Annotated in this window: 23 protein-coding genes; 13 read left to right on the top strand and 10 right to left on the bottom strand. The window is 70.7% G+C overall.

The window, feature by feature from the left end; translation table 11 throughout:
- Positions 1-4: 4 nt before the first annotated feature.
- A complete protein-coding gene (locus LPA41_RS23990; RefSeq protein ID WP_229073012.1) occupies positions 5-2,149 on the bottom strand; it encodes a transglycosylase domain-containing protein in 2,145 nt (714 codons plus the stop codon).
- A 116-nt stretch (positions 2,150-2,265) separates the two neighbouring features.
- Between LPA41_RS23990 and cobC the strand changes: the two genes are divergently transcribed.
- From cobC to cobA, 3 genes are all read left to right on the top strand, one after another.
- Positions 2,266-3,318, top strand: a complete 1,053-nt coding sequence (gene cobC / locus LPA41_RS23985; RefSeq protein ID WP_229073011.1) for an Rv2231c family pyridoxal phosphate-dependent protein CobC — start codon at positions 2,266-2,268, stop codon at positions 3,316-3,318.
- A complete protein-coding gene (gene cobT, locus LPA41_RS23980; protein ID WP_229073010.1) occupies positions 3,315-4,367 on the top strand; it encodes a nicotinate-nucleotide--dimethylbenzimidazole phosphoribosyltransferase in 1,053 nt (350 codons plus the stop codon). The genes cobC and cobT overlap by 4 nt, the downstream gene beginning before the upstream one ends.
- Before the next feature lie 118 nt (positions 4,368-4,485).
- Positions 4,486-5,691, top strand: coding sequence for a uroporphyrinogen-III C-methyltransferase (cobA, locus tag LPA41_RS23975; RefSeq protein WP_229073009.1), 1,206 nt, complete (start codon positions 4,486-4,488; stop codon positions 5,689-5,691).
- Between the two features lie 87 nt (positions 5,692-5,778).
- Here the strand turns inward: cobA and LPA41_RS23970 are convergent, their stop codons facing one another.
- A complete protein-coding gene (locus LPA41_RS23970; RefSeq protein ID WP_229073008.1) occupies positions 5,779-7,197 on the bottom strand; it encodes a trehalose-6-phosphate synthase in 1,419 nt (472 codons plus the stop codon).
- A gap of 137 nt (positions 7,198-7,334) precedes the next feature.
- Here LPA41_RS23970 and LPA41_RS23965 point away from each other — a divergent pair, with 137 nt between their 5' ends.
- The 5 genes from LPA41_RS23965 (at position 7,335) to LPA41_RS23945 (ending at position 11,440) form a co-directional block, all read left to right on the top strand.
- Positions 7,335-7,865, top strand: a complete 531-nt coding sequence (locus LPA41_RS23965; protein ID WP_229073007.1) for a hypothetical protein — start codon at positions 7,335-7,337, stop codon at positions 7,863-7,865.
- A 105-nt stretch (positions 7,866-7,970) separates the two neighbouring features.
- A complete protein-coding gene (gene ettA, locus LPA41_RS23960) occupies positions 7,971-9,647 on the top strand; it encodes an energy-dependent translational throttle protein EttA (RefSeq protein ID WP_229073006.1) in 1,677 nt (558 codons plus the stop codon).
- A complete protein-coding gene (locus LPA41_RS23955; protein WP_308036605.1) occupies positions 9,640-10,071 on the top strand; it encodes a thioesterase family protein in 432 nt (143 codons plus the stop codon). The genes ettA and LPA41_RS23955 overlap by 8 nt, the downstream gene beginning before the upstream one ends.
- Positions 10,068-10,727, top strand: coding sequence for a hypothetical protein (locus LPA41_RS23950; protein WP_229073005.1), 660 nt, complete (start codon positions 10,068-10,070; stop codon positions 10,725-10,727). Before LPA41_RS23955 ends, LPA41_RS23950 begins: the two co-directional genes overlap by 4 nt.
- Before the next feature lie 128 nt (positions 10,728-10,855).
- Complete coding sequence (locus tag LPA41_RS23945) at positions 10,856-11,440, top strand: YbjN domain-containing protein (protein ID WP_229073004.1); 585 nt, start codon at positions 10,856-10,858, stop codon at positions 11,438-11,440.
- 1,559 nt (positions 11,441-12,999) lie between these two features.
- On the opposite strand, the gene LPA41_RS23940 is transcribed toward LPA41_RS23945, so the two are convergent.
- The 4 genes from LPA41_RS23940 to LPA41_RS23925 all read right to left on the bottom strand — a co-directional run bounded on the left by LPA41_RS23940 (position 13,000) and on the right by LPA41_RS23925 (position 17,473).
- Positions 13,000-14,265: a delta-60 repeat domain-containing protein gene (locus LPA41_RS23940; RefSeq protein WP_229073003.1), complete on the bottom strand. Its 1,266-nt coding sequence runs from the start codon at positions 14,263-14,265 to the stop codon at positions 13,000-13,002.
- 68 nt (positions 14,266-14,333) lie between these two features.
- Entirely contained in the window at positions 14,334-14,771 is a 438-nt protein-coding gene (locus tag LPA41_RS23935; RefSeq protein ID WP_255690190.1) for a globin, read from the bottom strand.
- On the bottom strand, positions 14,768-16,117 hold the full coding sequence (locus LPA41_RS23930; protein ID WP_229073001.1) for an MFS transporter: 1,350 nt from the start codon (positions 16,115-16,117) through the stop codon (positions 14,768-14,770). The genes LPA41_RS23935 and LPA41_RS23930 overlap by 4 nt, the downstream gene beginning before the upstream one ends.
- A gap of 258 nt (positions 16,118-16,375) precedes the next feature.
- Complete coding sequence (locus LPA41_RS23925; protein ID WP_374238202.1) at positions 16,376-17,473, bottom strand: mechanosensitive ion channel family protein; 1,098 nt, start codon at positions 17,471-17,473, stop codon at positions 16,376-16,378.
- Between the two features lie 190 nt (positions 17,474-17,663).
- On the opposite strand from LPA41_RS23925, the gene LPA41_RS23920 reads away from it, so the two are divergent.
- Positions 17,664-18,209 carry an HNH endonuclease gene (locus LPA41_RS23920; RefSeq protein WP_229073151.1) on the top strand — a complete coding sequence of 182 codons (546 nt, stop codon included), beginning with the start codon at positions 17,664-17,666 and terminating at the stop codon, positions 18,207-18,209.
- Between the two features lie 151 nt (positions 18,210-18,360).
- Here the strand turns inward: LPA41_RS23920 and LPA41_RS23915 are convergent, their stop codons facing one another.
- Together LPA41_RS23915 and LPA41_RS23910 are read right to left on the bottom strand one after the other, a co-directional pair.
- Positions 18,361-19,038, bottom strand: a complete 678-nt coding sequence (locus tag LPA41_RS23915) for a class F sortase (protein ID WP_374238204.1) — start codon at positions 19,036-19,038, stop codon at positions 18,361-18,363.
- Positions 19,039-19,198: 160 nt separating this feature from the next.
- Positions 19,199-19,684, bottom strand: coding sequence for a hypothetical protein (locus tag LPA41_RS23910; protein WP_229072999.1), 486 nt, complete (start codon positions 19,682-19,684; stop codon positions 19,199-19,201).
- 234 nt (positions 19,685-19,918) lie between these two features.
- Here LPA41_RS23910 and LPA41_RS23905 point away from each other — a divergent pair, with 234 nt between their 5' ends.
- Positions 19,919-20,191, top strand: a complete 273-nt coding sequence (locus LPA41_RS23905) for a hypothetical protein (RefSeq protein WP_229072998.1) — start codon at positions 19,919-19,921, stop codon at positions 20,189-20,191.
- A complete protein-coding gene (locus LPA41_RS23900) occupies positions 20,178-20,573 on the top strand; it encodes a DUF5130 family protein (protein ID WP_229072997.1) in 396 nt (131 codons plus the stop codon). Before LPA41_RS23905 ends, LPA41_RS23900 begins: the two co-directional genes overlap by 14 nt.
- 113 nt (positions 20,574-20,686) lie before the next feature.
- On the opposite strand, the gene LPA41_RS23895 is transcribed toward LPA41_RS23900, so the two are convergent.
- Positions 20,687-21,250, bottom strand: a complete 564-nt coding sequence (locus LPA41_RS23895; RefSeq protein WP_229073150.1) for a Uma2 family endonuclease — start codon at positions 21,248-21,250, stop codon at positions 20,687-20,689.
- A gap of 137 nt (positions 21,251-21,387) precedes the next feature.
- Positions 21,388-23,940 (bottom strand): aminopeptidase N, encoded by a 2,553-nt coding sequence (gene pepN, locus LPA41_RS23890; RefSeq protein WP_229072996.1) that lies wholly within the window; start codon positions 23,938-23,940, stop codon positions 21,388-21,390.
- A 110-nt stretch (positions 23,941-24,050) separates the two neighbouring features.
- On the opposite strand from pepN, the gene LPA41_RS23885 reads away from it, so the two are divergent.
- Together LPA41_RS23885 and LPA41_RS23880 are read left to right on the top strand one after the other, a co-directional pair.
- Positions 24,051-24,677 (top strand): DsbA family protein, encoded by a 627-nt coding sequence (locus LPA41_RS23885; RefSeq protein ID WP_229072995.1) that lies wholly within the window; start codon positions 24,051-24,053, stop codon positions 24,675-24,677.
- Between the two features lie 301 nt (positions 24,678-24,978).
- The gene (locus tag LPA41_RS23880; RefSeq protein WP_229072994.1) at positions 24,979-26,175 is read left to right on the top strand and encodes a DUF1015 family protein; all 1,197 of its coding nucleotides are present in this window, start codon (positions 24,979-24,981) and stop codon (positions 26,173-26,175) included.
- Positions 26,176-26,177 lie beyond the last annotated feature (2 nt).

Below are 26,177 nucleotides of genomic sequence, written 5' to 3'. Positions count from 1 at the left end.
GTGGCTACCAGACGAGCTTGTCGGAGGGCGGGGTGAACTTGGTCTTGGGTTGGCCCTCCAGGGCGTCGCGCAGGGTTTGGGCCACGGTGAACTTCGAGATGGTTCCGCGGCTCGTTCCGACCACGTGCTCCGGGTTGTCGGGGTCGGCCACGAAGGCGGCGGCCGCCAGCTCCGGGGTGTAACCGCTGAACCAGGCCGTCTTGTTGCCGTCCGTGGTGCCGCTCTTGCCGGCGACCGGGCGGCGCAGGGTGGCGTGCACCATCTCGGAGGTGCCCCAGCCGCCGCAGCTGCCTCGCGCCGAGCCGTAACCGGTGACGCACCGTGCCGCGTCGGTGGCGGCGCGGGCCACGTCCACCGCCAGTTCGCGGTGGCAGCGCGGCGCCGCGACCAGCTTGCCGTCGTGTACGGCGTGGGTGTCGTCCGGGTTGCGGATGGACACGACGGGCAGGGGCTCGCAGTACCGGCCTTCGGCGGCCAGGGTGGCGAAGACGTTCGCCATTTCGACCGGGGTGGCGTCGCTGACGCCCAGGGTGAAGGCGCCCCAGCCGGCGGCGTGTTCCGGGGTGGCGAGCCTGCGGTCCACCTCGGTGCGCCAGCGCAGCCCCAGCCGTTCCGCCATCCGGACCGCCTTGTCCGCGCCCACCCGCTGTTCCAGCTGCACGAAGTAGGTGTTCACGGACTTGCCGAAGCCGCTCCACATGGTCTGGTTGCCGGTCATCGACTTGCTGGAGTTCTTCGGGCACCAGTGTGTGCCGCAGGTCGCCGGGCCGGGCGCGGTGATGTATTGCGAGTAGAACCGTTCCGGCGAATAGAACGAGGTGCGCAGCGGCATCCCGGCTTCCAGGGCGGCCAGCATCGTGAAGATCTTGAAGGTGGATCCGGCCTGGTAACCGGCCATGCTGCCGCCGCCGAGCAGCGGGTTCACCGTGTTCGGGTAGTTGCCTTTGGTGTCCCGGCCGGTGCGCCGGTCGCTGTGCCGCCCGTTGTTCTTCTGGTCCAGCGAGTACCGCCGGTTCACCGCCATGCTGACCAGCCGCCCGGTGCCGGGCTGCACGACGACCTGTCCGTGCGCGAACGGGCTGCCCCGCTTCTCCTTGTCCAGGACGTGCTTCATCGCGTGCTTCTGGATGCCGGGGTCGATGGAGGTGACCACCCGGTACCCGCCGCGCCGCAGATTCTCCTCGCGTTCCTGCGCGGTGCGGCCGAAGGCCGGCTGTTCCCGCCACCAGCTCTTGAAGTAGTCGCAGAAGAAGCCCCAGTCGTTGTGCGCGGCCGGCACCGAGACGCAGTCGTTCGGCGGCGCGGTCAGCCGCAGTTTGATCTTGGATTTCTTGGCGGCGGCCGCCTGGTCCGGGGTGATCGAACCCATCTTGAGCATCTGGTCGATCACGTAGTTGCGGCGCTGCCGGGCCGCCCGCTGGTCCTTGGTCGCCGGGTCGTACGCGGACGGCGCCTTGACCAGCCCGGCGAGCAGGGCCGCCTCGGTCAGGGTGAGGTCCTTCGGCGCCTTGGAGAAGAACACCTGCGAGGCCGCGAAGATCCCGTAGGCGCGGTGCCCGAAGTACGCGGTGTTCAGGTACCGCTCGAGGATCTGTTCCTTGCTGAGGCGCTGTTCGACCTCGATCGCCATCCGCATCTCCCGCAGCTTGCGGGTCGCGGTCTGCTCGGTGGCCTCGAGCGCCTCCTTGGGGGTGCGCGCGCTGTCCCGCAGCGCCATCCGGACGTACTGCATGGTCAGCGTGGACGCGCCCTGGGAGACGCCGCCGGCCTGCTGGTTGGCGACGAACGCGCGCGCCACGCCTTTCGCGTCGACGCCGTTGTGCTCGTAGAAGCGGGAGTCCTCGGAGGCCACGATCGCCTTGATGACGTACGGGGACATGTGCTTGAGCGCGGTCTGCTTGCGATGTTCCTCGTAGAACATGGTGAGCAGGGTTTTGCCGTCGTTGGCGTACACGTACGTGGTCTGCGCGGTCGGCACCTCCGTGAGTTCTTCGGGCATGGCTTGCAGCGCGTCGGTGCCGGCCTTGACCCCCATCCCGGCGAGTGCGGCCAGGGGATAGGAGAGGCCGGCGAGGACCAGGCCCGCGATGAGCCCGGCTCGGATCAGGAGGGCGACTCTTCCGGCTACGGTGAGGCGTCGGCTCGTCACTCCTTGACGGTAGGACAAAAGGCTTCATGTTCGCCCGGAACGGCAGAAGTCGGGCCATGATCGCCCCCGGCGTGACCCGGGAACGGCCGCCAGGCCGCTGACGGCATGCTGGGGGCATGACGTACGACCTCGATCATCACGGCGACGCCGAGGTGGGGGCGGGCCTGATCGACCTCGCGGTCAACGTGCGGCACCAGCCGATGCCCGGGTGGCTGTCCGCTCCCATCGTGGATTCGCTGCACCGGCTCTCCGCGTACCCCGACGCGACATCCGCGACCGCCGCCGTCGCGGCCCGGCACCGCCGCGACCCCGCGGAGGTGCTGCTCACCGCCGGCGCCGCGCAGGCGTTCGTGCTGCTCGCGCAGGCGTTGCGCGGCGCCCGCCGCCCGGTGGTGGTGCACCCGCAGTTCACCGAACCGGAGGCGGCGCTGCGCAACGCCGGGCACGACGTGGACCGGGTGCTGCTGAGCGCGCGGGACGGTTTCCGGCTGGACCCGACGCTGGTGCCGGACGACTCCGACCTGGTCTTCGTGGGCAACCCGACCAACCCGACCTCGGTGCTGCACCCGGCCGCCGACGTGGCGGCGCTCGCGCGGCCGGGCCGGGTCCTGGTGGTCGACGAGGCGTTCGCCGACATCACTCACCGGCCCGGGGTGCCGGGTGAGCCGGAGTCGCTCGCCGGGCGCCGCGACGTGCCGGGTCTGGTGGTGCTCCGCAGTCTGACCAAGACGTGGGGGCTGGCCGGGCTGCGGATCGGCTACCTGCTCGGGCCGGCCGGCCTGCTACCCCGGCTGGCCGCAGCGCAGCCCCTCTGGGCGGTCTCCACGCCGGCGCTCGCGGCCGCGGCCGCCTGCGCCTCCCCGGTCGCCGTCGCCGCCGAGCGGGAGATCGCCGCGCAGGTCACGGCGGAGCGTGTCCACCTGGTGGACCGGCTGCGACACGTGCCGAGCGTCACGGTTGCCGGCGAACCGGCCGCCGCATTCGTGACGATCCACGTCCCGGCGGCCGAGCGGATCCGGCTTGAGCTGCGTCGACGCGGTTATGCGGTACGCCGGGGCGACACCTTTCCGGGGCTGGGCGCGGACTGGTTGCGGATTGCGGTACGCGACACTGCCACCACCGACAGATTCGTGCAGACTCTCACCGAAGTGATCGAGGAGCGATCGTGACGCTGGAGACCACCCTTGCCGCCATCCGGCCGGCCGACGAGCAGGCACTCGCTGCCGCGCGTGAGCTGCAGGGCCGGCTGACCAAGCCGGCCGGCTCGCTGGGCGACCTGGAGGAGCTGTCGGTGCGCCTGGCCGGGCTGGCCGGGATCTGCCCGCCGCCGCTGCCGGCGCCCGCGACGGTCGCCGTCTTCGCCGGTGACCACGGCGTGCACGCGCGCGGGGTGAGCCCCTGGCCGCAGGAGGTCACCGCGCAGATGGTGGCGAACTTCGTGGCCGGTGGTGCGGTGGTCAACGCGTTCGCCCGGCAGGCCGGCGCCGACGTCATGGTGATCGACGTCGGGGTGTCCATCCCGTTGCACGGCGGCGCGAACCTGCTGGACGCCAACATCCGCCGCGGCACCCGGGACATGACCGTGGAGCCCGCGCTGACCCGCGAGGAGGCGCTGGCCGCCGTCGAGGTCGGCATCGCGGTCGCCGCCCAGCTCGTCGAATCGGGCGCGAAGTGCCTGCTCACCGGCGACATGGGGATCGCCAACACGACACCGGCGGCGGCCCTGATCGCGGCCTTCACCGGAGCGGACGCGGCCACCGTGACCGGCCGGGGCACCGGCATCGACGACGCCACGCTCATGCGCAAGACCGAGGTGGTCGCCGCGGCGCTGGCCCGGCATCGTCCCGACCCGGCCGACCCGCTGGGCGTGCTCGCCACCGTAGGCGGCCTGGAACACGCCGCGCTCGCCGGTTTCATCCTGGGCGCGGCCGCCCGCCGGGTCCCGGTGATCGTGGACGGCGTGATCGCCGCCTCGGCCGCCGTCGCTGCCGCCGCGTTCGCGCCGGACGCGGTCGCCGCGATGGTCGCCGGGCACCGGTCGCCCGAGCCGGGTGCCTCCGTGGTCCTCGCGCACCTGGGCCTGACGCCCCTGCTCGACCTCGGCATGCGCCTGGGCGAGGGCAGCGGCGCGGTGCTGGCCCTGCCGGTGGTGGCGGCCGCGGTGCGGGTGCTGCACGAGGTGGCGACGTTCGACGCGGCAGGCGTCTCGGAGAAATGACAGGCCCGGGCGGGGAAATGACAAGGCAGGTCGGGGACGTGACGAGCGCCGGGCGGGGGCGCCGCGGGCGTCGGCGGAGCAGTGACGAGAGTGAAGAACTGAGCGGGAAAGCGGGACTATGAGCCTTTATCCGATGGCCCTGCGGCTGGAGGGCCGCCGCGTGCTGGTGGTCGGCGGCGGCACGGTCGCCACCCGCCGGGTGCCGGCACTGATCGCCGCCGGCGCCCAGGTGGAGATCGTCGCGCCCGAACTCACCCCCGCGCTCCGGTCGTACGCCGACGCCGGCCGGGTGGCCTGGACGCCACGCCGCTTCGCGCCGGTGGACGTCGAGGGTGCCTGGCTGGTGCACGTCGCGGTGGACGACCCGGAGGCTGCCGCTCAAGTGAGTGCGGCGGCGGAGGCGCACCGCATCTTCTGTGTACGGGCGGACGACCGCGACGCCGCCACCGCCTGGACCCCGGCCGTCACCCGGCACGGCCAGGTGACCGTGGCGGTGACCGACGGGGGCGACCGCCGCCGCGCGATGGCGGTCCGTGACCTGGTCGCGCACGCCCTGGAGGCGGTGCCGCCGGCCGCGCCCGAGTTCAAGGGGGTGGCGCTGGTCGGTGGCGGACCCGGCGACCCCGAGCTGATCACGGTGAAGGGCCGGCGCCTGCTGGCCGCGGCCGATGTGGTGGTCGCCGACCGGCTGGTCCCCGGCATGCTCCTCGGTGAGCTGCGCCCGGAGGTCGAACTGATCGACGCGGCCAAGATCCCGTACGGGCCGTCGGCCGCCCAGGAGGAGATCAACCGGATCCTGGTGGACCGGGCTCAGCAGGGCAAGTTCGTGGTCCGGTTCAAGGGCGGCGACAACTTCGTCTTCGGCCGCGGCGGCGAGGAGGCGCTCGCCTGCGCGGCCGCCGGTGTCCCGGTCATGGTGGTTCCGGGCGTGACCAGTTCGATCGCGGCGCCCGCCCTGGCCGGCATCCCGGTCACCCACCGCGGAGTGGCGCACGAGTTCACCGTGGTGTCCGGTCACATCCCGCCGGACCATCCGGATTCGCTCGTCGACTGGCCGGCGCTGGCCCGGCTGCGTGGCACCCTGGTGGTGCTGATGGGCCTGAAGAACCTGCCGAAGATCGCCGAGCGCCTGATCGCCGAGGGCCGCGCCGCCACCACACCGGTCGCGGTGGTGCAGGAGGGCTCGACCGCACATCAGCGGTCGCTGCGCAGCACCCTGGAGGCGGTGACCGCCGACGTGGCGGCGGCCGGCATCCGCCCACCGGCCGTCGTGGTGATCGGCGCGGTGGTGGAGGTGGCCGACACCTTCACCCCGGCGAGCTGACGAAGCCGTACCGGAAGGGGCAGTCGCAGGGCGTACCAGAAAGGCGCCGGGCCGAAAAACGGCCCGGCGCCCGAAAACGGGTCCTGCTCAGTCCTCGGCGGGCTTCTCGCCGTCACCGTCGTCGACGCCGAGCTCGTCGAGGAAGGTCTTTGCCCAGCGCGCGACGTCGTGCGTGCGCAGGTGACGCTGCATCACGCGCATCCGGCGCTTGAGCTCGGGCGCTTCCGCGCCGACCGCACGCAGCAGCGCGTCCTTCACGCCGTCCGGGTCGTGCGGATTGCACAGGAATGCCTGGCGCAGCTCGGTCGCCGCACCGGCGAACTCGCTGAGCACCAGCGCGCCACCGGTGTCACCGCGGCAGGCGATGTACTCCTTGGCGACCAGGTTCATGCCGTCGCGCAGCGGGGTCACCATCATGACGTCGGCGGCCGCGTACATCGCGGCGAGCTCCTGCTTGCTCACCGACTGGTGCAGGTAGTGCACCGCCGGCGTGCCGACCCGCCCGAACTCGCCGTTGATCCGGCCGACCTCGCGCTCCACCTTCACCCGCAGCGTCTGGTAGTGCTCGACCCGCTCCCGGCTGGGCGTCGCCACCTGCACCATCACCGCGTCGCCGACGTTGAGCTTGCCGTCGGCGAGCAGCTCGCGGAACGCCTTGAGGCGCAGCTCGATGCCCTTGGTGTAGTCGAGCCGGTCGACGCCGAGGATCACCGTCTTCGGATCGCCCAGCTCGGCCCGGATCTGCTTGGCCCGGGCCTGCACCGCCGGGTCGGCGGCGAGGCGTTCCATGTCCTTGGTGTCGATGCTGATCGGGAACGCACCGGCCTTGACGCTGCGCCCGTCCACCTTGATCGACTGGCCCTCGTAGCGGAGGCCGAGCAGGTGCCGGGCGAGCCGGACGAAGTTCTGCGCGGCCAGCCGCTGCTGGAAGCCGACCAGGTCGGCGCCGAGCAGGCCGCGCAGGATCTCGGCCCGGAACGGCATCTGCATGAACAGCTCGATCGGCGGGAACGGGATGTGCAGGAAGAACCCGATCCGCAGGTCGGGGCGCATCTCCCGGAGCAGGGCCGGCACCAGCTGCAGCTGGTAGTCCTGCACCCAGACGGTGGCGCCCTCGGCGGCGACCTGGGCGGCCGCCTCGGCGAACCGCTGGTTGACGATCCGGTACGTCTCACGCCAGCGACGCTTGTAGACGGGTGTTTCCACCGCGTCGTGGTACAGCGGCCAGATCGTCGCGTTCGACTGGCCCTCGTAGTAGCGTTCCAGCTCCTCGGTGCTGAGCGGGACCGGATGGATGTTGATGCCTTCGAGTTCGAAGGGTTCGGGCGCCGGCCCGGACCCACCCGCCCAGCCGATCCAGGTGCCGCGGTGCTCGGTCAGCACCGGGTGCAAGGCCGTGACCAGCCCACCCGGGCTGGGACGCCACTGCTTGTCCCCTTCCGGGGTGGTGACCTCGTCCACTGGCAAACGGTTGGCGACGACGACGAAGGAACTTCGTTCGGCCACGCTGAGTACACCTCCGAGTGGTTTCTGTTCCCCAGGCGAGCCTACTGGGCATAGGCTGCCGCGTTGCACCGCCTCCGATCTCACGGTGGGAACGCGCCGTGATGGACCGGTTGGAACCGGGGTGCCATCCTGAGCCGGTGGCCCCCCTTGATGATCATTCCCAGCAGCGGCGTCCGTTGTTCTTTCCTGTGGTGATCGCCACGGTGCTGCTCACGATCATCGGGATGATCGGTGGATACCTCCTCGGCGAGGAACGAAACCGGTCGGAGGACGAGCGCGGCTCGCGGGACCCGTTCGATGCCGCTCCGGCGCCGCTGGAACTGGTCGACGGCCCGCTGTGCCCGGAGCAGACCCAGAAGGCCGGCTCGCTCTACGGCGCGTCCGGCGACCTGGTGGAGGTGCTCCGGGTGCGTACCGTCCGCAAGACCGTGGTCTGGATCTGCCAGGACCGGGCCGGGTTGCTCTATTACCACGCCAACAAGGGCGGCACCGACGCCGAGTGGATCGAGGGGAAGACCGCGCTCTTCCTCGGCGGGGTGGAGGACGACGGCACCGGGCGGTACACCGCGCGGGCGGTCGACGGCAACGTCTTCACCGTGGATGGTGCGGGCCTGGTCATCCGGCACGCGGACGGGCGCGCCGAGGAGCAGAAGGCGGTCCGGGAGTAAACCTGGCGGGGTTGTCGTTCGCAGTGCGGGGGTACCTGGAAAGATTGCCCTTTGATTCCTGGCTTCCCGCCCCGATAATTCACGATCTTGGAGGTAGGGCACCCCGTGGCCCAATACATCTACGTCCTGGAAAAGGCGCGCAAGGCGCACGGCGACAAGGTCGTGCTCGACAATGTGACGCTGAGCTTCCTGCCGGGCGCCAAGATCGGTGTGGTCGGCCCGAACGGCGCCGGTAAGTCCAGCCTTCTGAAGATCATGGCGGGCCTCGACACGCCCAGCAACGGCGAGGCCCGGCTGATGCCCGGCTACACCGTCGGCATGCTGGCGCAGGAGCCGCCGCTGAACGACGAGAAGACCGTCCTCGGCAACATCGAGGAAGCGGTCGCCGACACCAAGGCCAAGCTGGACCGGTTCAACGCCATCGCCGAGCAGATGGCCACCGACTACTCCGACGAGCTGATGGAGGAGATGGGCAAGCTCCAGGAGGAGCTGGACCACGCCGACGCGTGGGACATCGACTCCAAGCTGGAGCTCGCGATGGACGCGCTGCGGTGCCCGCCGCCGGACGCCGACGTCACCCAGCTCTCCGGTGGTGAGCGCCGCCGCGTCGCGCTCTGCAAGCTGCTGCTCGAGGCGCCCGACCTGCTGCTGCTCGACGAGCCCACCAACCACCTCGACGCCGAGAGCGTGAGCTGGCTGGAGCAGCACCTCGCGAAGTACGCCGGCACCGTCCTGGCGATCACCCACGACCGGTACTTCCTGGACAACGTGGCCGGCTGGATCCTCGAGCTGGACCGCGGCCGGGCGATCGGCTACGAGGGCAACTACTCCACCTACCTGGAGAAGAAGGCGGCGCGTCTCTCGGTCGAGGGCCGCAAGGACGCCAAGATGAAGAAGCGCCTCTCCGAGGAGCTCGAGTGGGTCCGGTCGAACGCCAAGGCGCGCCAGACCAAGAGCAAGTCCCGTCTCGAGCGCTACGAGGAGATGGCCGCCGAGGCGGAGAAGACCCGCAAGCTGGACTTCGAAGAGATCCAGATCCCGCCGGGCCCGCGTCTGGGCAACACCGTCATCGAGGCCAAGGACCTGGTCAAGGGCTTCGACGGGCGTACGCTCATCGACCACCTGTCGTTCTCGCTGCCGCGTAACGGCATCGTCGGCATCATCGGCCCGAACGGCGTCGGCAAGACCACGCTGTTCAAGACCATCGTCGGGCTGGAGAAGCCGGACGAGGGTGCGGTCCGGATCGGTGAGACGGTCAAGCTGTCCTACGTCGACCAGAGCCGCGCCGGCCTCGACCCCGCCAAGACGGTGTGGGAGGTCGTCTCCGACGGTCTCGACCACATGATGGTCGGCAAGGTCGAGATGCCGTCCCGGGCCTACGTCGCGGCCTTCGGCTTCAAGGGCCCCGACCAGCAGAAGCCGACGAAGGTCCTCTCCGGCGGTGAGCGCAACCGGCTCAACCTGGCGATGACGCTGAAGATCGGCGGCAACGTGATCCTGCTCGACGAGCCGACGAACGACCTCGACGTCGAGACGCTCTCCAGCCTGGAGAACGCGCTGCTCGAGTTCCCCGGCTGCGCCGTGGTCATCTCCCACGACCGGATGTTCCTCGACCGGGTCGCCACGCACATGCTGGCCTGGGAGGGCACCGACGAGGAGCCGGACAAGTGGTTCTGGTTCGAGGGCAACTTCGAGGCGTACGAGAAGAACAAGATCGACCGACTGGGCGCCGAGGCTGCTCGGCCGCACCGGGTCACGTACCGCAAGCTCACGCGTGACTGATTCACAGCGGTTCGTTTACGACGTGCCCGTGCGCTGGTCCGACATGGACGCGTACGGGCACGTCAACAACGCGCGCTTCCTCACCCTCTACGAGGAGGCCCGGGTCGCGATGTTCTTCGTCGGCGCCCGTGCGCACGGGCTGGGCTCGTTCGAGGAGGGCATCGTGATCGCCCGCCACGAGATCGACTACCTGCGGCCGATCGACTTCGGTGACCCGGTGCGCATCGAGATGTGGGTCTCCGCGCTGCGCGCCGCCGCGTTCACGGTGAACTACGAACTCTTCGACGACGGTGTGCTGGCCAGCCGGGCCAAGTCGGTCTGTGTGCCGTACAACCTCGCCGAAGGGCATCCACGGCGGCTCTCCGACGCGGAGCGCGACTTCCTCAAGCCGTACGTGCCCGAGCCTGCCGGTGGCCGGTCATGAGTGGGCACGGCCTGCTCGGGGTTCCCGACGCAGGCGCGTTCCTGGCCCGCCTCACCCGGCTCGACCCGGCCGCCCCGGTGCGGCTGCGCTCGGCCGCCGGCCGGACCGCGCTCTGGGCCCGTCTGCCCTGGGACGTGCTCGTCACCCGGGAGGTCGCCGGCCCCGGTCCGGGCGATGCCACGGTTGCGGCCGGTGAGCTGCTCGCGGTGCTCGCCGCCGCCGGAGACACCCTCCCGCAGCGGCGTGACGTGATGTGGCGGTGGCCGTTGCCGCCACCGGCGAGCCAGGCGGTCGAGTCGGTCGCCGGCAGCGAGCTGGAGCGGCTGGCGAGCGCCGCCGCCGGCACCCTGCGCGAGATCGCCGGCGGTGGCATGGCCGGCCGGGCGGTGGGCCAGCGGGCGGTGCGGGACGCGTTGCTCGATCACGTCGCTCTCGTCGTCACGCCCGAGGACGGCACACCGGTCCAGGTCTCCCAGCGGCTCGTGCAGGCGGTCGCGCGGATGGGTTTTCTCGGCCCGCGAGGCGCTGACGCTCCGGAGGCGAGGGTGCGCGTAGCCGGGTCGTGGGTGGGAATTTCTGCACCATATGGAGTAGCGTGGCGACAGAGCGTGCATAAATTGACCGTTACTCCGATGTCAAGTCACCCAAAAGGATGACGCCGCATCGTTCTTACGGACCCGCCCTCCGGTTGGGGGGATGACCTTCAGGAACTGGACGGGTACCGTCGGCCCTCGGATCCACTGCAACGTCCGGTGTGGGTCTGTTGGGGAGTGAGGTGCACACGATGCCGTGGTGGTCATGGCGTCCGGGATCGGCGTCGGGCAACGAGCCGGATACCGGTGGCGAGGTGGCGGTGCAGAGCACGGTCCGCGTCGGTGTCCCGGCCCAACGCGAGCCGGCCAGGACCGGAGTTCCGTCCGATCTGTCCACACCGGGAGCCGCCGATCCGGTGGTCGCCCCGGTGTCGCTGGCGCGGATCGGCAAGGCGCTCGACATGCTCGACATCCGGTTCCTCGCCGACGGTGGCGGCAGCCTCCTGGCGATGTGGGAACGGCACGCGGTGCTGTTCACCCTGGAGGGACCGGACGACGAGATCCTGGTGATGCGCGCCCGTCCGCACGCGACGGTCCCACCGGACTGGGCGGACCGGGCCTACCGGGTGGTCAACGAGTGGAACCACACCCGGCGCTTCTGCAAGGCGTACGTGGGTGACCCCACCGAGCGGGGCCAGCTGCCCATCTACGCCGAACTCCAGGTCCCGCTGGCCGCCGGAGCCCACGACGCCCTGCTTGTCGAAATGCTCGACTGCGGAGCCGCAGTGGCAACCTCGTTCGTCGACTGGCTGCACGACGAGGGCGCCCTGCTCTGAGCAGCCCCTCCAAGGCCGCCCCGTTACCTGCAATACCGTGGCTCGGCATACCCTGGCTGCCGGCAGTCCGGCGCTCTCACCAGCGGCCGCCCCATGGCGGACATCGTGGGAGACCAGCCCTCGCCGGTCCGTTCCGGAGCGACGCCTGCCCAGCGTGATCAACGATCACGGCGTGGTCCCCGGCCCGGACGTCGGCAATACAGATCATCGAGCGGTCGCGCCGGATCCGACGGGCGAGCGGCCGCAAGACCCGGCGCCGCCGAACCGGCCAGGCCAGCCCACGCCATCTGATCGACCATCTCGGGCGGCCCGGGTGAGAGGGGCTGCGGCCTGGGCCGACGGGCCGGCACGGGCTGGGCCGACGGGCCGGCCTGGGGTCGACGGGCCTGGGGTCGACGGGCCTGGGGTCGACGGGCCTGGGGTCGACGGGCCTGGGGTCAACGGGTCGGCACGTGTCGGAGGGTCGGCACGGGCGTCACTGCTGGGTTCTGGCCGTGGTCCAGCCAACCTTGATCGGTGCTCTGCCCGTCACCATGGCCGGAGAGCGTGGGGGCCAGATGGTCCTTACTGCCGGCCCTGTTCATGCGTCGGCTCGCCGTGCGGCCAGGGTTTTCGCTCTCGGACGCAACCCCAGGCAGGGTTGGCTGTCACTGGTGGTTGCGGGAGGCGTTCTCCAGTGACCGTGGTTGACAGCTGGGCAGGGTTGGCTGTCACTGGTGGTTGCGGGAGGCGTTCTCCAGCGACCGTGGTTGACAGCCGGGCAGGGTTGGCTGTCACTGGTGGTTGCCGGAGGCGTTCTCCAGCGACCGTGGCTGACAGCCGGGCAGGGTTGGCTGTCACTGGTGGTCGCCGGAGGCGTTCTCCAGCCACCGTGGCTGACAGCCGGGCAGGGTTGGCTGTCACTGGCGGTCGCCGGAGGCGCTCTCCAGCGACCATGGGTGACAGCCACGCTCGGCCAGCTGTGAAACGGATCAGCGATGGTCCACTCTCATACACCACCCCAGCGGACGCGACCGTGGCCAGGGCGCGTGAGCGCCCAGATCGCCCTACCGTCCGGACCCGGTCATGCGCCGGCCCGCCACCCAGTCGATGCAGCCCGCGCGTCACCCCGTCCCCGCCCCGGCCCCGGCTCCGGCTCCGGCTCCGTCTCCGGCGGCACCGGACACGCCACCCCCGGCGAGATGTTGATCTGCTAGCGCTACGAAATCGCTGTGATCAAGAAGCCAAAACCGCGATTTCGCACCGCCAGCAGATCAACACCACCACGCGAACCCACCCAGCCTCGTCATCCACAACGCAACCGACCCAAAGACAACCAACACCACGCCGCCGCGCACACCCAGCTCCGCACCCGCCGGTCCTACCAGCCCAACCCGACAAATCCGCCACCCGCTGCCAAACAAACCACAGCGCAACCCCGGTGTGAAGCAGACCCCCCACCCGCGATTGCCGCCGGTGAGTTGGCCCCGATTTCCCGACGCCGCGGGGTGTGCGGCGTCGGGAAATCGGGGCCAACTCACCGGTTACAAGGCAATCGCCGCGGAGCGAAGCGCAGCCAGCTAGATCGGAAACATCCCCACCCGACCGTGATACTCCCGCCCCAGCTGATCGGTGTCGGACCCCACGAACAGCCCTTGGCTGGTGACCAGGAACGCCCGAACCCCCACCCCACGTGATCGGGTCGGGTTCCACGGCAGCGCTTTCCCCGTGTTGGGGCTGACCGCACCGATCCCGGGCCGGGACACCGCGCCGGGCCCCGGCCCGTTGCCGTCGGTGCCGTACGGGTTGTCGAACCACCGCTGGTGCCCGCCGAGGTAGACGGCCGGCCCGGTCACTGCGACGGCGTACAGGGAGTCGCCGCCGGTGCGCTGCACCCAGGTCGGGTTGTGCCGGCCACCGGCCCGGGTCTCGAAGCGCGCCGCCGAGTCGCAGAGCTTCTGCGCCGACGAGGCCCGCCCGGTTGCCGCGATCACCGCGTACGCCCCGTCGGGTGAGAATTTGACCTGCCGGAGGTAGGTGTCGAAGCCTTTCATGCACGGCGGCTTGTAGGCGTCGGTGTACCAGCTGGACAGCATCGCCGAGGGTCCGCCGACGTCGAAGAGGGCGACCTGTGTCCGGTCGTGTCCGCCGGACCGCAGGAACGCGCCGACCGCGATCAGTTTGCGGCCGTCGGGGGAGACGTCGAAGTGTTCGACCCGGACCCGTTTGAGGCCGGGGCCGGACAGCCGGGCGTCGAAACCTTGGTCGACGGAGCCGGTGGTGGCGTTGAGGCGGGCCAGGCCGACCCGGTTGACCCCGTTGATAGCGGAGAAGGTGCCGGCGACGTAGAGCCGGTCGCCGCGGGTGGCGAGTGACCGCACGTCACCCCAGTTGACCCGGGTGCCGAAGGAGCTGATCCGTTCGCCGGTGCGCAGCGAGACCCGGGCGACGCCGCGCTGGCCGGTCCCGTTCACCGATTTGAAGGCGCCGCCGATGTAGACGGTGTGGTCGTCGCCGGCGGCCAGCGAGTAGATCGCGCCGTCGACCTGCGGGGCGAAGGTGCGGATTTCGCCGTCGTGCAGGCCGAACGCGAAGATGTTCTTGCGGGCCAGGGTGATCCGGCGCTGGCTGTCGGCGACTTTGGTGAACGCCCCGCCGACGATCACGGTGTCACCGACGACGGCGAGGGACCAGACGGTTCCGTCCAGCACGTGCGGCGTCCAGTCGACCGGGTTGGTGGAGACCACCGCCGGGTGGGCACTGTCGGCCGCGGCCGGGGTGGCCACCACCTCCACGGGTACGGCCACGGCCGCCACGACGGCGGCAGCGAGCAGGCGACGGCGCATGTGCAGGCTCCTGGAATCGGTCGCGAGTGGTCAACCGATCAACGAGTCACCTGCTCAGGCGACACGAATCAGTGCGCCGGCTCCGGCGAATCCATGGCGTTGACCATGAAGTAGGCCGCCCGTTCCAGGTAGTCCCAGAGCGCCGTGCGGTGCGCTTCGGGCAGGCCGAGGGAGTCGACCGCCACGCGCATGTGGTGGAGCCAGGCGTCCCGGGCGGCGGCGTCGACCCGGAACGGCGCGTGCCGCATCCGCAGTCGCGGGTGCCCGCGGCTTGCCGAGTACGTGTTCGGGCCGCCCCAGTACTGCATGAGGAAGAGCGCCAGCCGGTCGGCGGCGGGCCCCAGGTCCTCCTCGGGGTACATCGGGCGCAGCAGCGGGTCCGCGGCGACGCCTTCGTAGAACTTGTCCACGAGGCGGCGGAACGTGGGCTCGCCACCGACGGCGGTGAAGAAGCTGGCCTCTTCCGGTACGGGTGCGCTCACTGTTCCATCCTGCCAGCAGCTCAGGGACGCTCGGGTGTGACGCTCGTCGTGGGCGTGCGGGGCGGCGGGATCTGGTCGCCGGCGGAGGCCTTCTCGGCGGCTTCGGCGAACGTCACCGGCCGCGGCCAGAACACGGCGGCGAGCAGCATCGCCAGGGTGCCGCCGACGCTCCACAGGCCGACCACCAGGGGCAGCCAGAAGTGGTCGGCGAGCGTACCTGTGATCACCACGGCGCTCAGCTGGCTGAGCTGTATCCCGCTGTTGACCACGCCGAAGGCGCGGGCACGGTACCCGTTCGGCAGGGCCAGTACGAACGTCGCGTTCAGGGTCGGCATGATCGCGCCCTGCACCGTCCCGGAGAGCAGCACCAGGGACGCCACGACGAGCGCGCTGGGGCCGATGATGGTGGGGATCAGGACGAGGGGTGCGAGCACGGCGAGCAGCGGGAGCAGCCGGGCGCGCCGGGCGGCGGGCACGAGGCGGTTGAACAGCAGGCCGCCGATGACGAAGCCGAGCGGACCGGCCGCCATGATCATGCCTTGGTCGAGGCCGGGGACGGTGGTGCCGGAGGTGCCCTCGGCGGCCCAGGCGGCGGCGAGCCCTTCCGGGACGATCGCGAAGACGGTCATCGTGAACACCACGAGGGCGATGGAGCGCAGCACCCGGTCGCCGAAGACCAGGCTGAACCCTTCGGCGGTCTCGCGGAGCAGGTGGGTGCGCTCGGAGCGGGCCCGCGCGGTCGGCCGGTGCCGGATGCCGTACGCCACCACGACCGCGGAGACGGCGAAGGTGAGCACGTCGATGCCGAGCGCGATCCGCGGTGTCAGGGCCACCGCGAGCGCGGAGCCGGTCAGGTAGCCGACGACCTGGGCGGCCTGCCCGCTGGTCTGGTTGGTGGCCAGCGCCAGGGCGAGGTGTTCGCGCGGGACCACTAGTGGCAGCATCGCCGACCGGGCGGCCTGTGCCGGGGGCGCGCCCAGGCTGGCGAGGAAGACGAGTCCGAGCATCACCGGGATTGGCAGCCCGGGCAGGAGCAGCAGGCCGATCAGCACCATCCGGGACAGGTCCGCCGCGATGATGACCCGGCGGTACGGGTACCGCTCGGCGAGCGCCGACAGCAGGGGCCCGACGAGCCAGGGGAGGTACGGGATCGCGAACGCCACCGCGGAGAGCAGGACGGAGCGGCTCTGCTGGTAGACCAGGACGGTGATCGCGGCCCGGCTCAGGTAGTCGCCGATCCAGTTGACGATCCCGGAGAGGAAGAGTGCCCGGTATTCACGCAGCGCGAAAAGCTCGCTGAAGGTGACCGTATCTTCACTTTCTGTGACCGCGCCGGCCGCACTGCTCGACCGTGCGGGTTGATCTGACACCGAGCCCTCCATCGCGGTCGACGATCACCGAGGGGCCATCCCGCCGACGGGTCGTCCCACCAATGGGCCATCCCAGTCAGGGGCCGTCCGCCGTCCCGGTGTCATCCCGCTGAGGGGATGGTTGGGCGCGAACAGGCCGATTCTCCAGGGAATCCTTAGCGGATTCTGCCCGATCGTCCGAGTCCACGCTAGGGCAGTTGGGTCAAAAATCGGCCAATCGGTCGAGGGCGGGCGCGTCGTCGATCTCGTAAGCGCAGGTCAGGGAGTGCTGCCCGGCGGGCGCTCACCCATCGATGACGAAGAATTGTCGGGCCCGGCCAGCCACGCCGGCGGGATCGCGCTGCGGGGCCCGAGCCGGGACGCGGCGATCCGCTCCGAGATGCCGGCGACGTCCAGCGCCTCGGTCAGCGCCCGGCGCAGCACACCCTGCAGGACCGGTTGCGCGTCAGCGGTCGTCTTCGCGATGGTCCGGATGACCGCGCCGTCGACGGTGAGCTGCTCGACGCCGACCACGTCCGGCTTCTCCAGGAACTCGGTCTGGTGCTCGGGTTCCGCCGCGACCGCCTCGGCCGCACGGCGCATCACCGTCACCGCCTCCTCGGCGTTGACGAAGCCGATCGGGATGTCGATGACCACCATGGCCCAGCCCTGGCTCTTGTTGCCGACCCGGACGATCTCGCCGTTCCGGATGTACCAGAGCACGCCCCGGGCGTCGCGGACCGTGGTGATCCGCAGGCCGACGCTCTCGACCACGCCGGTCGCCTCGCCGACGTCAACCGTGTCACCCACGCCGTACTGGTCCTCCAGCAGCATGAACAGGCCGGCGATCAGGTCCTTGACCAGGCTCTGCGCGCCGAAACCGATAGCCACGCCGACGATGCCGGCGCTCGCCAGCAGCGGGGCCAGGTTGAAACCGAACTCGCCCAGCACGAGCAACCCCGCGATGGTGAAGACCACCGCGCTGACGAAGCTGCGCAGCACCGACCCGATCGCCTCGGCACGCTGCCGCCGCCGCTCCGGGATGAACTGCCCCTCCTCGGCGGTGGTGCTCACCTTCTCCTTGAGCGGCTTCAGCAGCGCCGGCATCGCGGCCCGGGAGGTGCTCTGGGTGAGCCGGTCGATCGCCCGGTGCAGCGCCCAGCGGATGAGCATGGCGATCAGGATGATGCCGAGGACCCGCAGCGGCTTGATGAAGATGACGTAGCTGCTGGCGGCCAGCCACTCGTTCCCGGTCAGGTCGAGGACCTGTTTGCAGAGCACGTCCGCACTGCAGGCGGCATCCACGTCGATGCTCGGGAACTCGCTGGGCCAGGAGCCGGAACCGGAGGGCGCAGGGGTCGGAGCTAGTTGAACCACGGGTAGTCAAGGTACCGGGTCCGGTAGCCGGAGACCTCAGACGTTTACCCCGTAGCCACAGATTGTGCTGGCAATTGGGTCATCCATCAGGGACTATTGGCGCACGGGCCGTCGCGTTTCGAGGGCCAGATCACACACGTTTGGGCTATGGGAGCGGTTAGCAGCAACTGACACCGGAAGGGTGATCGCGATGCCTGACATACGACCCGCAGTGGGCTCTTCCGCGTTGGTGCTGAACGCTACCTACGAGCCGCTGTGCGTCGTATCGGTGCGTCGGGCGACCATTCTGCTGCTGACCGCCAAGGCGGAGTGCATCTCCGACGGTGACGGCATGCTGCACAGCGCACATCGCACTCTCCCGGTTCCCTCGGTGGTCCGCCTCACTCGTTATGTGAAGGTTCCGTACCGGACTCATGTCGGGCTTTCCCGCCGGGCCATCTTCGCCCGCGACGGTGGCCGCTGCGCCTACTGCCGGGGTTCGGCCGAGACCATCGATCACGTCTTCCCACGCAGCCGGGGCGGGCTGCACGCCTGGGAGAACGTGGTGGCCGCGTGCGCCAAGTGCAATCACAGCAAGGGCGACAAGACGCCTGCCGAGCTTGGCTGGCGGTTGCACTCGTTACCGGCGGCGCCGCGGGGGGTGGCCTGGCGGGTGCTCGGGCACCGTACCCCTGATCCCCGGTGGACGGATTGGCTCGATCTTCCGTCCGCCCCCGCAGAGGCCGAGGCGGCATAGCCGCCCGGCCTCTTTCTGTGTCCGCCCCCGGTCCGCCGGCAGGGTCCGCCCCCGGTCCGCCGGCAGGGTCCGCCCCCGGTCCGCCGGCAGGGTCCGCCCCCGGTCAGCCGGCGGGGTCCGCGCCAGGTCGGCCGGCAGGGTACGCCGCCGGTCAGCCGGCTTGCGAGTCGACGAGTGAGGCGAAGACGACCACGTTGTCGGCGTAGCCCCCGCGGGTGTCGCCGAGCCAGTCGCCGCCACAGGTCATCAGGCGCAGCGACGGCCGGCTGTAATCGCCGTAGACCCGCTTGATCGGCAGATCGTCCTTGTCGAAGGTCTCCACCGAGTTCACCTCGAAGATCGCCACAGTGCCGTCCGAGCGGCTCACCTGGATCTCCTGGCGCGGCTTCATCCGGTGCAGGTCGTGGAAGATCGACGGGCCGGTCCGGGTGTCGGCGTGCCCGACGATCAGGGCCGGGCCGAACTGACCGGGGCTGGGGCCGCCGTCGAACCAGCCGGCCTCGTTGTGCCGTTTCAGCGGTGGCACGCCCACCGAGCCGTCGTTCGCCAGCCCGACCTCCAGGACCGGCGCGGAGATGCCGAGGGCGGGGATCTCCAGCCGTTCCGGGCGGCTCGGTTCGAGCACCGGGAAGGCCCGGGGCGGCGGCTCGTCCGCGCCGCGGAACAGCCCGCCCAGGTCGAAGCCGGTCGCGAAGCCGAGCCCCATCCCGACGGCGAACAGCCCCAGGAAGAGCAGGATCATGGCGATCAGCGCGATCGGCCCGGACCGGCGCCCGCGTCGCGGCCGTGGTCGTGGGCGTGGTCGTGGGCCACGCCGCGGCCCGGGCAGCGAGAAAGGTGACCGGCCCCGCACCGGCGGGGTCGGCGGCAGCGGCCCGGTCACCACCCCCGGCGGTGGCGCGGTGATGACTTGGGCCGGCCGCTTGCGCTGCACGGAAGCGGGCACCCGGGAGCTGCCGGGCACCCGGTTCGAACTCGGCACGCCCGGCCTAACCGAGACGCCTGCGGCGCACCGAGACGACGCCGAGGACCAGCGCGGCCGCGATCGCCGCCAGACCACCCCCGACGAGGATCGACGGGACCTGGCTGCCCGCGGTGCCACCACCGCCGGTGGCCGGGCCGCGGGTCGGTTCCACCTTCGCCACGACGTGCAGGGTCGCGGTCGCGACGCCACCGCCGTCCGGGCAGGCCAGCCGCACCGGGTAGTCGCCCGGTTCGGTCTCGGCCGGCACCCGGACGGTGGCGGTGAGGAAGCCGAACTCGGGCTGCACCGTCACGTCGCCGATCGGCTCCGCGGTGACCGTGGCCGGTTTGAGGTTGTCGTCGCAGGAGGCGCGCACCGATATCTCGTCACCGGCGGGCGCCGTGCTCGGGTTCAGTTCCACGAAGACCGCCGCGGCGGCATGTGCGGGTGTTGCGGTGAGCGCCAGACCGATGGCGAGTGCCGCCACAGCGGCGGGGACGGACATGCGCATGAAATCCCCCCTCCTGGCCGTCAGCGGCGGATAGGACGCGGACGGCGCGTGAGGGTGATTTTCGCACCTCCGACCACAATCCGCGTAGATCCCGACGGCGTGAGACGCCGGTTCGAGACCCGACGCTCCGGTACGACTCGCGCTCCGCTACCGTGATTGTTGTTCGGATGAGGTTTTGTCACCGGCGCCTGGGGGCGTTTTCAGTTGTCAGTTATCAGCACCGTTCTGGTCTTTGTGATCATTCCGGCCGTGGTCATCGGGGCGGTGGCGACGCTCGTCCTCACGGGCTCTGACCGCTCCAAGCCGTCCCGCCGTTACCGCCCTGGCCAGCCGTTCGACTTCCCGGCCATGTGGCTCTCGGCCGCGCCGGAGAAGACCGCCGCGCCGGCTCTGACGGCGGACGGCCATCACACCGCCCCGGCCATCGAGCGTGGACTGGTCATCGAGGACAGCTCCGGCGCTCCGGTCCGGCCCGGCCCGACAGGAGGCGCAAGTGACAAGTGGTGAGCTCACCCGGGTCGAGCAGCCCGTCGAGGGCCCCTTCTCGACCCGGCAGCTGCTGCGTCTCGACGAGGCGCTCCGGATCGCCGACCAGGTGACCGGCCTGAACTTCAGCATCTACCTCGGCGAGCTGGGCGAGTCGACCCGGGAGACGGCCGAGGACCTGCACCGCCGCACCCGGACGCCGTCGCGTTCGGTGCTGGTCGCGGTCTCGCCGAACCAGCGCAAGCTCGAGATCGTCACCGGTTCGGACGCCCGCAAGCGCATCACCGACCGGGACGCGAAGCTCGCCGGCCTGTCCATGGCGGCCGCCTTCGCCGGCGGTGACCTGGCCGGTGGCCTGCTGATCGGCGTCGACCAGCTGGCCACACACGCCGGCCGGTCCTGAGGCCCGGCGCGCGACGAGGCCGCCTGAAAGCTTGACGGGGCTGCCTCGAAGCTTGAACCCGGGCCGCCTCAGGGCTTGACCCGAGGCCGCCTCAAAGCTTGACCAAGGCCGTCTCAGGGCTTGTCGAGGCGCCACTGCGCAGGGCACACCCGCATCGGGTACGGGGCGTCGAGCCGGATCTGCTCGGCGCCCTCCACGCTGTCCAGGGCCCGATAGCCGGCGCCGTCGCGGGTGAAGGTGCGCAGCACCGGCCCCGGCTCCACCCGCCAGAACCCCGGGATGCCGGCGGCCGCGTAGACCGCGGGTTTGAGCAACCGGTCGTACTGCCGGGTCTCCGCGGACTCCACCTCGACGACCAGGGCGACGTCGGCCGGGTCGGCCCAGCTCCGCCCGCCGGACCGGGGCCGCAGCACGGTGACGTCCGGGACCAGGTTGCTCTCGCCGGCGGCGACACCGCTGCGGTCGCACACCCACCAGCCTTCCGGCGCGGCCGCGCGCAGCACCTCGACCACGGCGGCGACCAGGGCGTCGTGCCGGGCGTCCGGGGGCGGGGTGACGTGCAGGCTGCCGTCGACGATCTCGTACCGGTGGCCGTCCTGCGGGAACAGGTGCAGGTCCGGTTCGGTCCACCGGCCCTCCGGTGCGGTCCATCGCGCCGGGACACCGGAGTTCAGCATCGTCACGGGCCACCTCCATCACCGCGGAGTGCCAGACTACTCACACAGCGTTGTTTCCGGCGGGTTATCCCGCAGTAACTCAGCCATGTGAAACGCCCCCGCTCCACAGTCGCGGAGCGGGGGCGCCGCACTGTTCGTCAGCGGCCGCTGTCCTTCGCGCGGGCCTTGAGCGCCCGCAGGATGCCGTCGCGTCCCTCGGCCACCAGGCGGCGCAGCGACGCCGGCTGCCCGGTGCGTTCCAGCCAGGCGGTGGTCAGCGCCACCGTCTCCTCGCTGATCTGGTAGGCCGGGTACGCCAGGGTGGCGAACTCCTGCGCCGGCTCGCTGTCCGAACGGGCCCAGACGTCGCCGACCACCTCGAAGAACTTCTCCGCGTACGGCGCCGTCAGCGCCACCTGCCGGGTGCTCTGGAAGCCCTGGAGCAGCGACCGGTTCTTCCAGTTCGGCAACGCCGGCCCGGTCAGCTCGGCCCAGACGCGGGCCTTGTTCTCCGGTGTCGGCACCAGTGCGTGGGCGATCGCCGCCTCCCGCTCGCCGCTCGCCGTCAGGTCGCCGGCCAGCTCCTGCTCGATCTCCTCGCCGGTGGCGGCGCCGAGCGCGGCCAGCGCCTGGAGCAGGCTCCACCGCAGCTCGGTGTCGACGACCAGGCCCTCGGGACGGGACTCGCCGCTGAACCAGCCGCGCAGCACGGCGGCCTGTTCCGGCGTGCGGGCCGCGGTGATGAACGCCCGCGCCCAGGTGAGCTGCCAGCCGCTGCCGGGTTCGGCCGCGGCCAGCTGGCTCTGCGCCAGGCCGGCCAGCATGGACCAGCCGGTCGGTGCCCACGCGGGGTCGGCGAAGCTGGTCAGCGCCATGCCCGCCTGCCGCAGGGTGGCGGTGGTGAGGTTGATGTCGGTCTCGGCGGGCAGGCCCGCGCAGACCAGCGCAACGTAGTCCCGGGCGGCCATCTCGGCGTCGCGCAGCATGTCCCACGCGGCGGCCCAGCACAGCGCCCGCGGCAGCGCCGAGTCGAACCCGGCGATGTGCTGCACCAGCGTCGCCAGGGAGCGCTCGTCCAGCCGCAGCTTCGCGTACGTCAGGTCCTCGTCGTTGACCAGCAGCAGGTCCGGTGCCTTGACCCCGGCCAGCGCGGCGATCTCGGTGCGCTCGCCGGCCACGTCCGCCTCGATCAGCTCGCGGCGCACCAGCCGGTCGCCGTCGAGGTCGTACAGGCCGATGCCGATCCGGTGCGTCCGCAGCGTCGGGTAGTCCGACGGCGCCTCCTGGCTCACCACGACACTGCGGTACCGGCCGTCGGCGTCGATCTCCACGATCGGGCGCAGCGTGTTGACCTGTGCCGTCTCCAGCCACTGCGCGGCGAACTTGCGCAACTCCCGGCCGGACGCCGTCTCCAACTCGGTGAGCAGGTCGTCGAAGGTGGCGTTGCCCCAGGCGTGCTTGGCGAAGTACGCGCGCAGGCCGGTGAGGAACGGGTCCAGCCCGACGTAGGCGACCAGCTGCTTGATGACGCTGGCGCCCTTGGCGTACGTGATGCCGTCGAAGTTGACCTCGACCGCCTCCAGGTCCGGCATCTCGCAGTAGACCGGGTGGGTCGAGGAGAGCTGGTCCTGCCGGTAGCCCCAGGCCTTGCGGATGGACAGGAACGTCGACCAGGCGTCGGTGAACCGGGTGGCGTGGGTGTTGCACCAGTGGCTCGCCCACTCGGCGAACGACTCGTTCAGCCACAGGTCGTTCCACCAGCGCATGGTCACCAGGTCGCCGAACCACATGTGGGCCAGCTCGTGCAGGATCGTGTTGGCGCGCTGCTCGTACTCGTAGTCGGTGACCTGCGAGCGGAAAATGTAGTGCGCCTCGGCGTGCGTGACGCAGCCGAAGTTCTCCATCGCGCCGGCGTTGAAGTCCGGCACCCAGAGCTGGTCGTACTTCGGCAGCGGGTACCGCACCCCGAACTGCTCGTGGAAGAAGTCGAAGCCCTGCTTGGTGATCAGGAACAGGTCGTCGGCATCCAGGTACTGCGCCATCGAGGCCCGGCAGAAGACGCCCAGCTCGATGCCGTCGTGCGAGTCGCGGACCTCGTGGTACGGCCCGGCGCAGATCGCGGTGATGTAGGTGCTCATCCGCGGCGACGTCGCAAAGTTGATCTTCTTGGCGCCGGTGCCGGCCTGCTCCTCGGTGTCGACCGGCATGTTGGAGATGACCTTCCAGTGCGCCGGCACCGTGGCACGCCAGGTGAAGACGCTCTTCAGGTCGGGCTGGTCGAAGCACGCGTAGGTCCGCTGGGCGTCCGCGGTCTCGAACTGGCTGTAGAGGTAGATCTCTTTGTCGACCGGGTCGAGGCTGCGCTGCAGGCCCTGCCCGCTCGCCGAGTACCCGAAGTCGCCGTCGACGACCAGGGTGTTCTCGGCGGCCAGGCCGGTCAGCGGCAGGCCCTTCTCCGGCGTCCAGGCGGCGACGTCGACCGGCTCACCGTTCAGCGTCGCGGAGTGGAGCTTCGCGGCGGCGGCCTCGACGAAGGTTCCCGCCCCAGGCTCGGCGCACTTGAATGTGATCACTGTGGTGGACCGGAACGTGTCGGAGCCGGGGTTGCCGTGCCCGTCGGTCAGGTCAAGGGTGATGTCGTACCCGGTCACCTCGAGCAATCGACTACGCTCCGCAGCCTCGACCTGGGTCAGGTTGTGAACACCGGCCACGTGCACTCTCCTTCGAGCTTCGAGCTGACTTGTGTTCCTCGAAGCCTATGCGTCGACGGCGACCGAACTCACCCCGACCGGGCACCCGGAAAAGGAGGATCATCGAAGCCATGACCGAACGCGCGACCGTCGACATGTGGTTCGACCCTCTCTGCCCCTGGGCATGGATCACCTCCCGCTGGCTGCTGGAGGTGGAGAAGGTCCGGCCACTCGACATCCGTTTCAACGTGATGAGCCTGTCCGTCCTGAACGAGGGGCGCGACCTTCCCGAGCAGTACCAGCAGCTCATGACCAAGGGCTGGGGCCCGGTCCGGGTCTGCATCGCCGCCGCCGAGGCGGCCGGCCCGCAGGTGCTGCGTGACCTCTACACGGCCCTGGGCAACCGGATTCACCTGCAGAAGTACGAGCTCGACGAGAAGCTGTTCCGCGAGGCGCTGACCGAGGTCGGTCTCGACCCCGAGCTGGCCGCCGCAGCGACCACCGACAGCCGTGACGAGGCGCTGCGTGCCAGCCACAACGCCGGCATGAAACCGGTCGGCACGGACGTCGGCACCCCGGTGATCCACGCGCCGGGCCCGAACCCGGGCGAGACCGTCGCGTTCTTCGGCCCGGTGATCACGCCGGCGCCCAAGGGCGAGGCCGCCGGCAAACTCTGGGACGGTGTCGTGCTGGTCGCCGGCACGCCCGGCTTCTACGAGCTCAAGCGGAGCCGCGACCTGGACCCGATCTTCGACTGAAATCGGGAAACGCGACTCCCGGCCTCGCGTCCGTCGTTGGATGGGGTGTGAACAACCTCATCCAACGCGGAGCGAGTCATGCCCGAGAGTGAACCGATCGCCTCGTCCACGATCGCCGTCCAGCGTGGCGTCTGGGTGGATCTGCCCCCGGATGTCGCGGTCATGGTGGCGCCTCCGGTGACCGTCACCGCGAGTCCGGTGGCCCGTCCGGTGAATCCTCATCGGAAGGCCCAGTTGAGCAGGTCACGCGGGAACATGCCGGTTGGCAGGCATCGCAGGCGTGCCGGGTAAATTGCCTGCCATGACGGTCGTGCACCCGATCAGCCGGGCCTGGATCACCAATGGCGGTACCGGGGCCCAGAATTATGACGAGTTCGCCGACGACGCCGAGATCACCGAGATCATCGAGGCCAACGCGTACAGCGCGCTGGCCGTCGAGATGCCCCACCTCGCGCCCGAGTCCCTCGGGAAGTCCTTCAGCGATTCCCTGCCGGACGCCGCTGTCCGCCTGGAACGCGCGAAGGCCGAGGGCAAGTACCGCCCGGCCGAGAACGTGGTCGTGCTCTACCGCATCACCGGCGCCGGCGAGGCGCCCGCCTACGGCCTCTGGAGCGCCGTCGAGACCGCGCAGATCTCGACGAGCGCCGACGAGCCGGGCCTGGTGATCCGCAACGAGGACGTGTTCATCGCGAAGGTGCGCGAGCGCGTCGCCCTCGCGGAAGCCATCGGGACGCTGCTCTCGCCCGTACTCCTGCTCCAGACCGGAAAGGGTGCGGAGCTGCACGCGGCCCTCGCGGACGCGGTCGCGGCGTCCGGCGAGCCCGACGCGACCGACCAGGACGCGACAGGCCGCACCCACGCGATCTGGGTGCTCGGTCCCGGTGCCCAGCAGGACAAGCTCCTCGAACTGGCCGGCGGCGGTGAACTGGTGGTCGCCGACGGCAACCACCGCAGCCTGGCCGCGCAGACCGGTGGGCTGCCGCGTTTCCTGGCCGTGATCACCACGCCCGCGTCGGTCGCGATCCAGCCCTACAACCGCCTGGTGAGCGAGCTGCCGGCGGCGCTCGACGACCTGCTGGAGAGGCTCCGCGCGGCCGGTGCGACGGTCACCGAGCTGCCGCGTCCCGCGCAGCTTCCGGCCAAGGGCACGATCGAGATGTACGCGGGAGGCCGCTCGTTCGCGGTGGGGCTGCCGCCCGACCCGGCCGGCACCTCGGTGGAGAACCTGGACCACGCCCTCGTCGAGCGGGCGCTGCTGCGTGACACGCTCGGCCTGGACCCGGGGGACAAGCGCATCTCCTACATCGGTGGCGACTACCCGGTCGAGTGGCTGCGCGGCGAGGTCGACAGCGGCCGCGCCGAGCTGGCCGTGCTCATCGCGCCGGTGACCGTCGAGGACTTCGTCGAGGTCAACCTGGAGCGGCTCAAGCTGCCCCGCAAGAGCACCTGGTTCACCCCCAAGGCCCGCGGCGGTCTCGTCCTCGCCCAGCTGGGCTAGCC

Origin of the sequence: Actinoplanes sp. DH11, assembly GCF_020873875.1 — a bacterium.
Lineage (GTDB): Bacteria > Actinomycetota > Actinomycetes > Mycobacteriales > Micromonosporaceae > Actinoplanes.
Note: the sequence above shows the minus strand (reverse complement) of the source record. Positions and strands in the feature narration are given on the sequence as shown.

Bases quoted from the DNA above. Each gene is read 5' to 3' on its own strand.
- LPA41_RS23940 (WP_229073003.1), bottom strand. From the start codon at position 14,265: ATGCGCCGTCGCCTGCTCGCTGCCGCCGTCGTGGCGGCCGTGGCCGTA.
- LPA41_RS23910 (WP_229072999.1), bottom strand. From the start codon at position 19,684: ATGCGCATGTCCGTCCCCGCCGCTGTGGCGGCACTCGCCATCGGTCTG.
- LPA41_RS23885 (WP_229072995.1), top strand. From the start codon at position 24,051: ATGACCGAACGCGCGACCGTCGACATGTGGTTCGACCCTCTCTGCCCC.
- cobA (WP_229073009.1), top strand. From the start codon at position 4,486: ATGAGCCTTTATCCGATGGCCCTGCGGCTGGAGGGCCGCCGCGTGCTG.
- LPA41_RS23880 (WP_229072994.1), top strand. From the start codon at position 24,979: ATGACGGTCGTGCACCCGATCAGCCGGGCCTGGATCACCAATGGCGGT.
- LPA41_RS23920 (WP_229073151.1), top strand. From the start codon at position 17,664: ATGCCTGACATACGACCCGCAGTGGGCTCTTCCGCGTTGGTGCTGAAC.
- LPA41_RS23950 (WP_229073005.1), top strand. From the start codon at position 10,068: ATGAGTGGGCACGGCCTGCTCGGGGTTCCCGACGCAGGCGCGTTCCTG.
- cobC (WP_229073011.1), top strand. From the start codon at position 2,266: ATGACGTACGACCTCGATCATCACGGCGACGCCGAGGTGGGGGCGGGC.
- LPA41_RS23895 (WP_229073150.1), bottom strand. From the start codon at position 21,250: ATGCTGAACTCCGGTGTCCCGGCGCGATGGACCGCACCGGAGGGCCGG.
- LPA41_RS23945 (WP_229073004.1), top strand. From the start codon at position 10,856: ATGCCGTGGTGGTCATGGCGTCCGGGATCGGCGTCGGGCAACGAGCCG.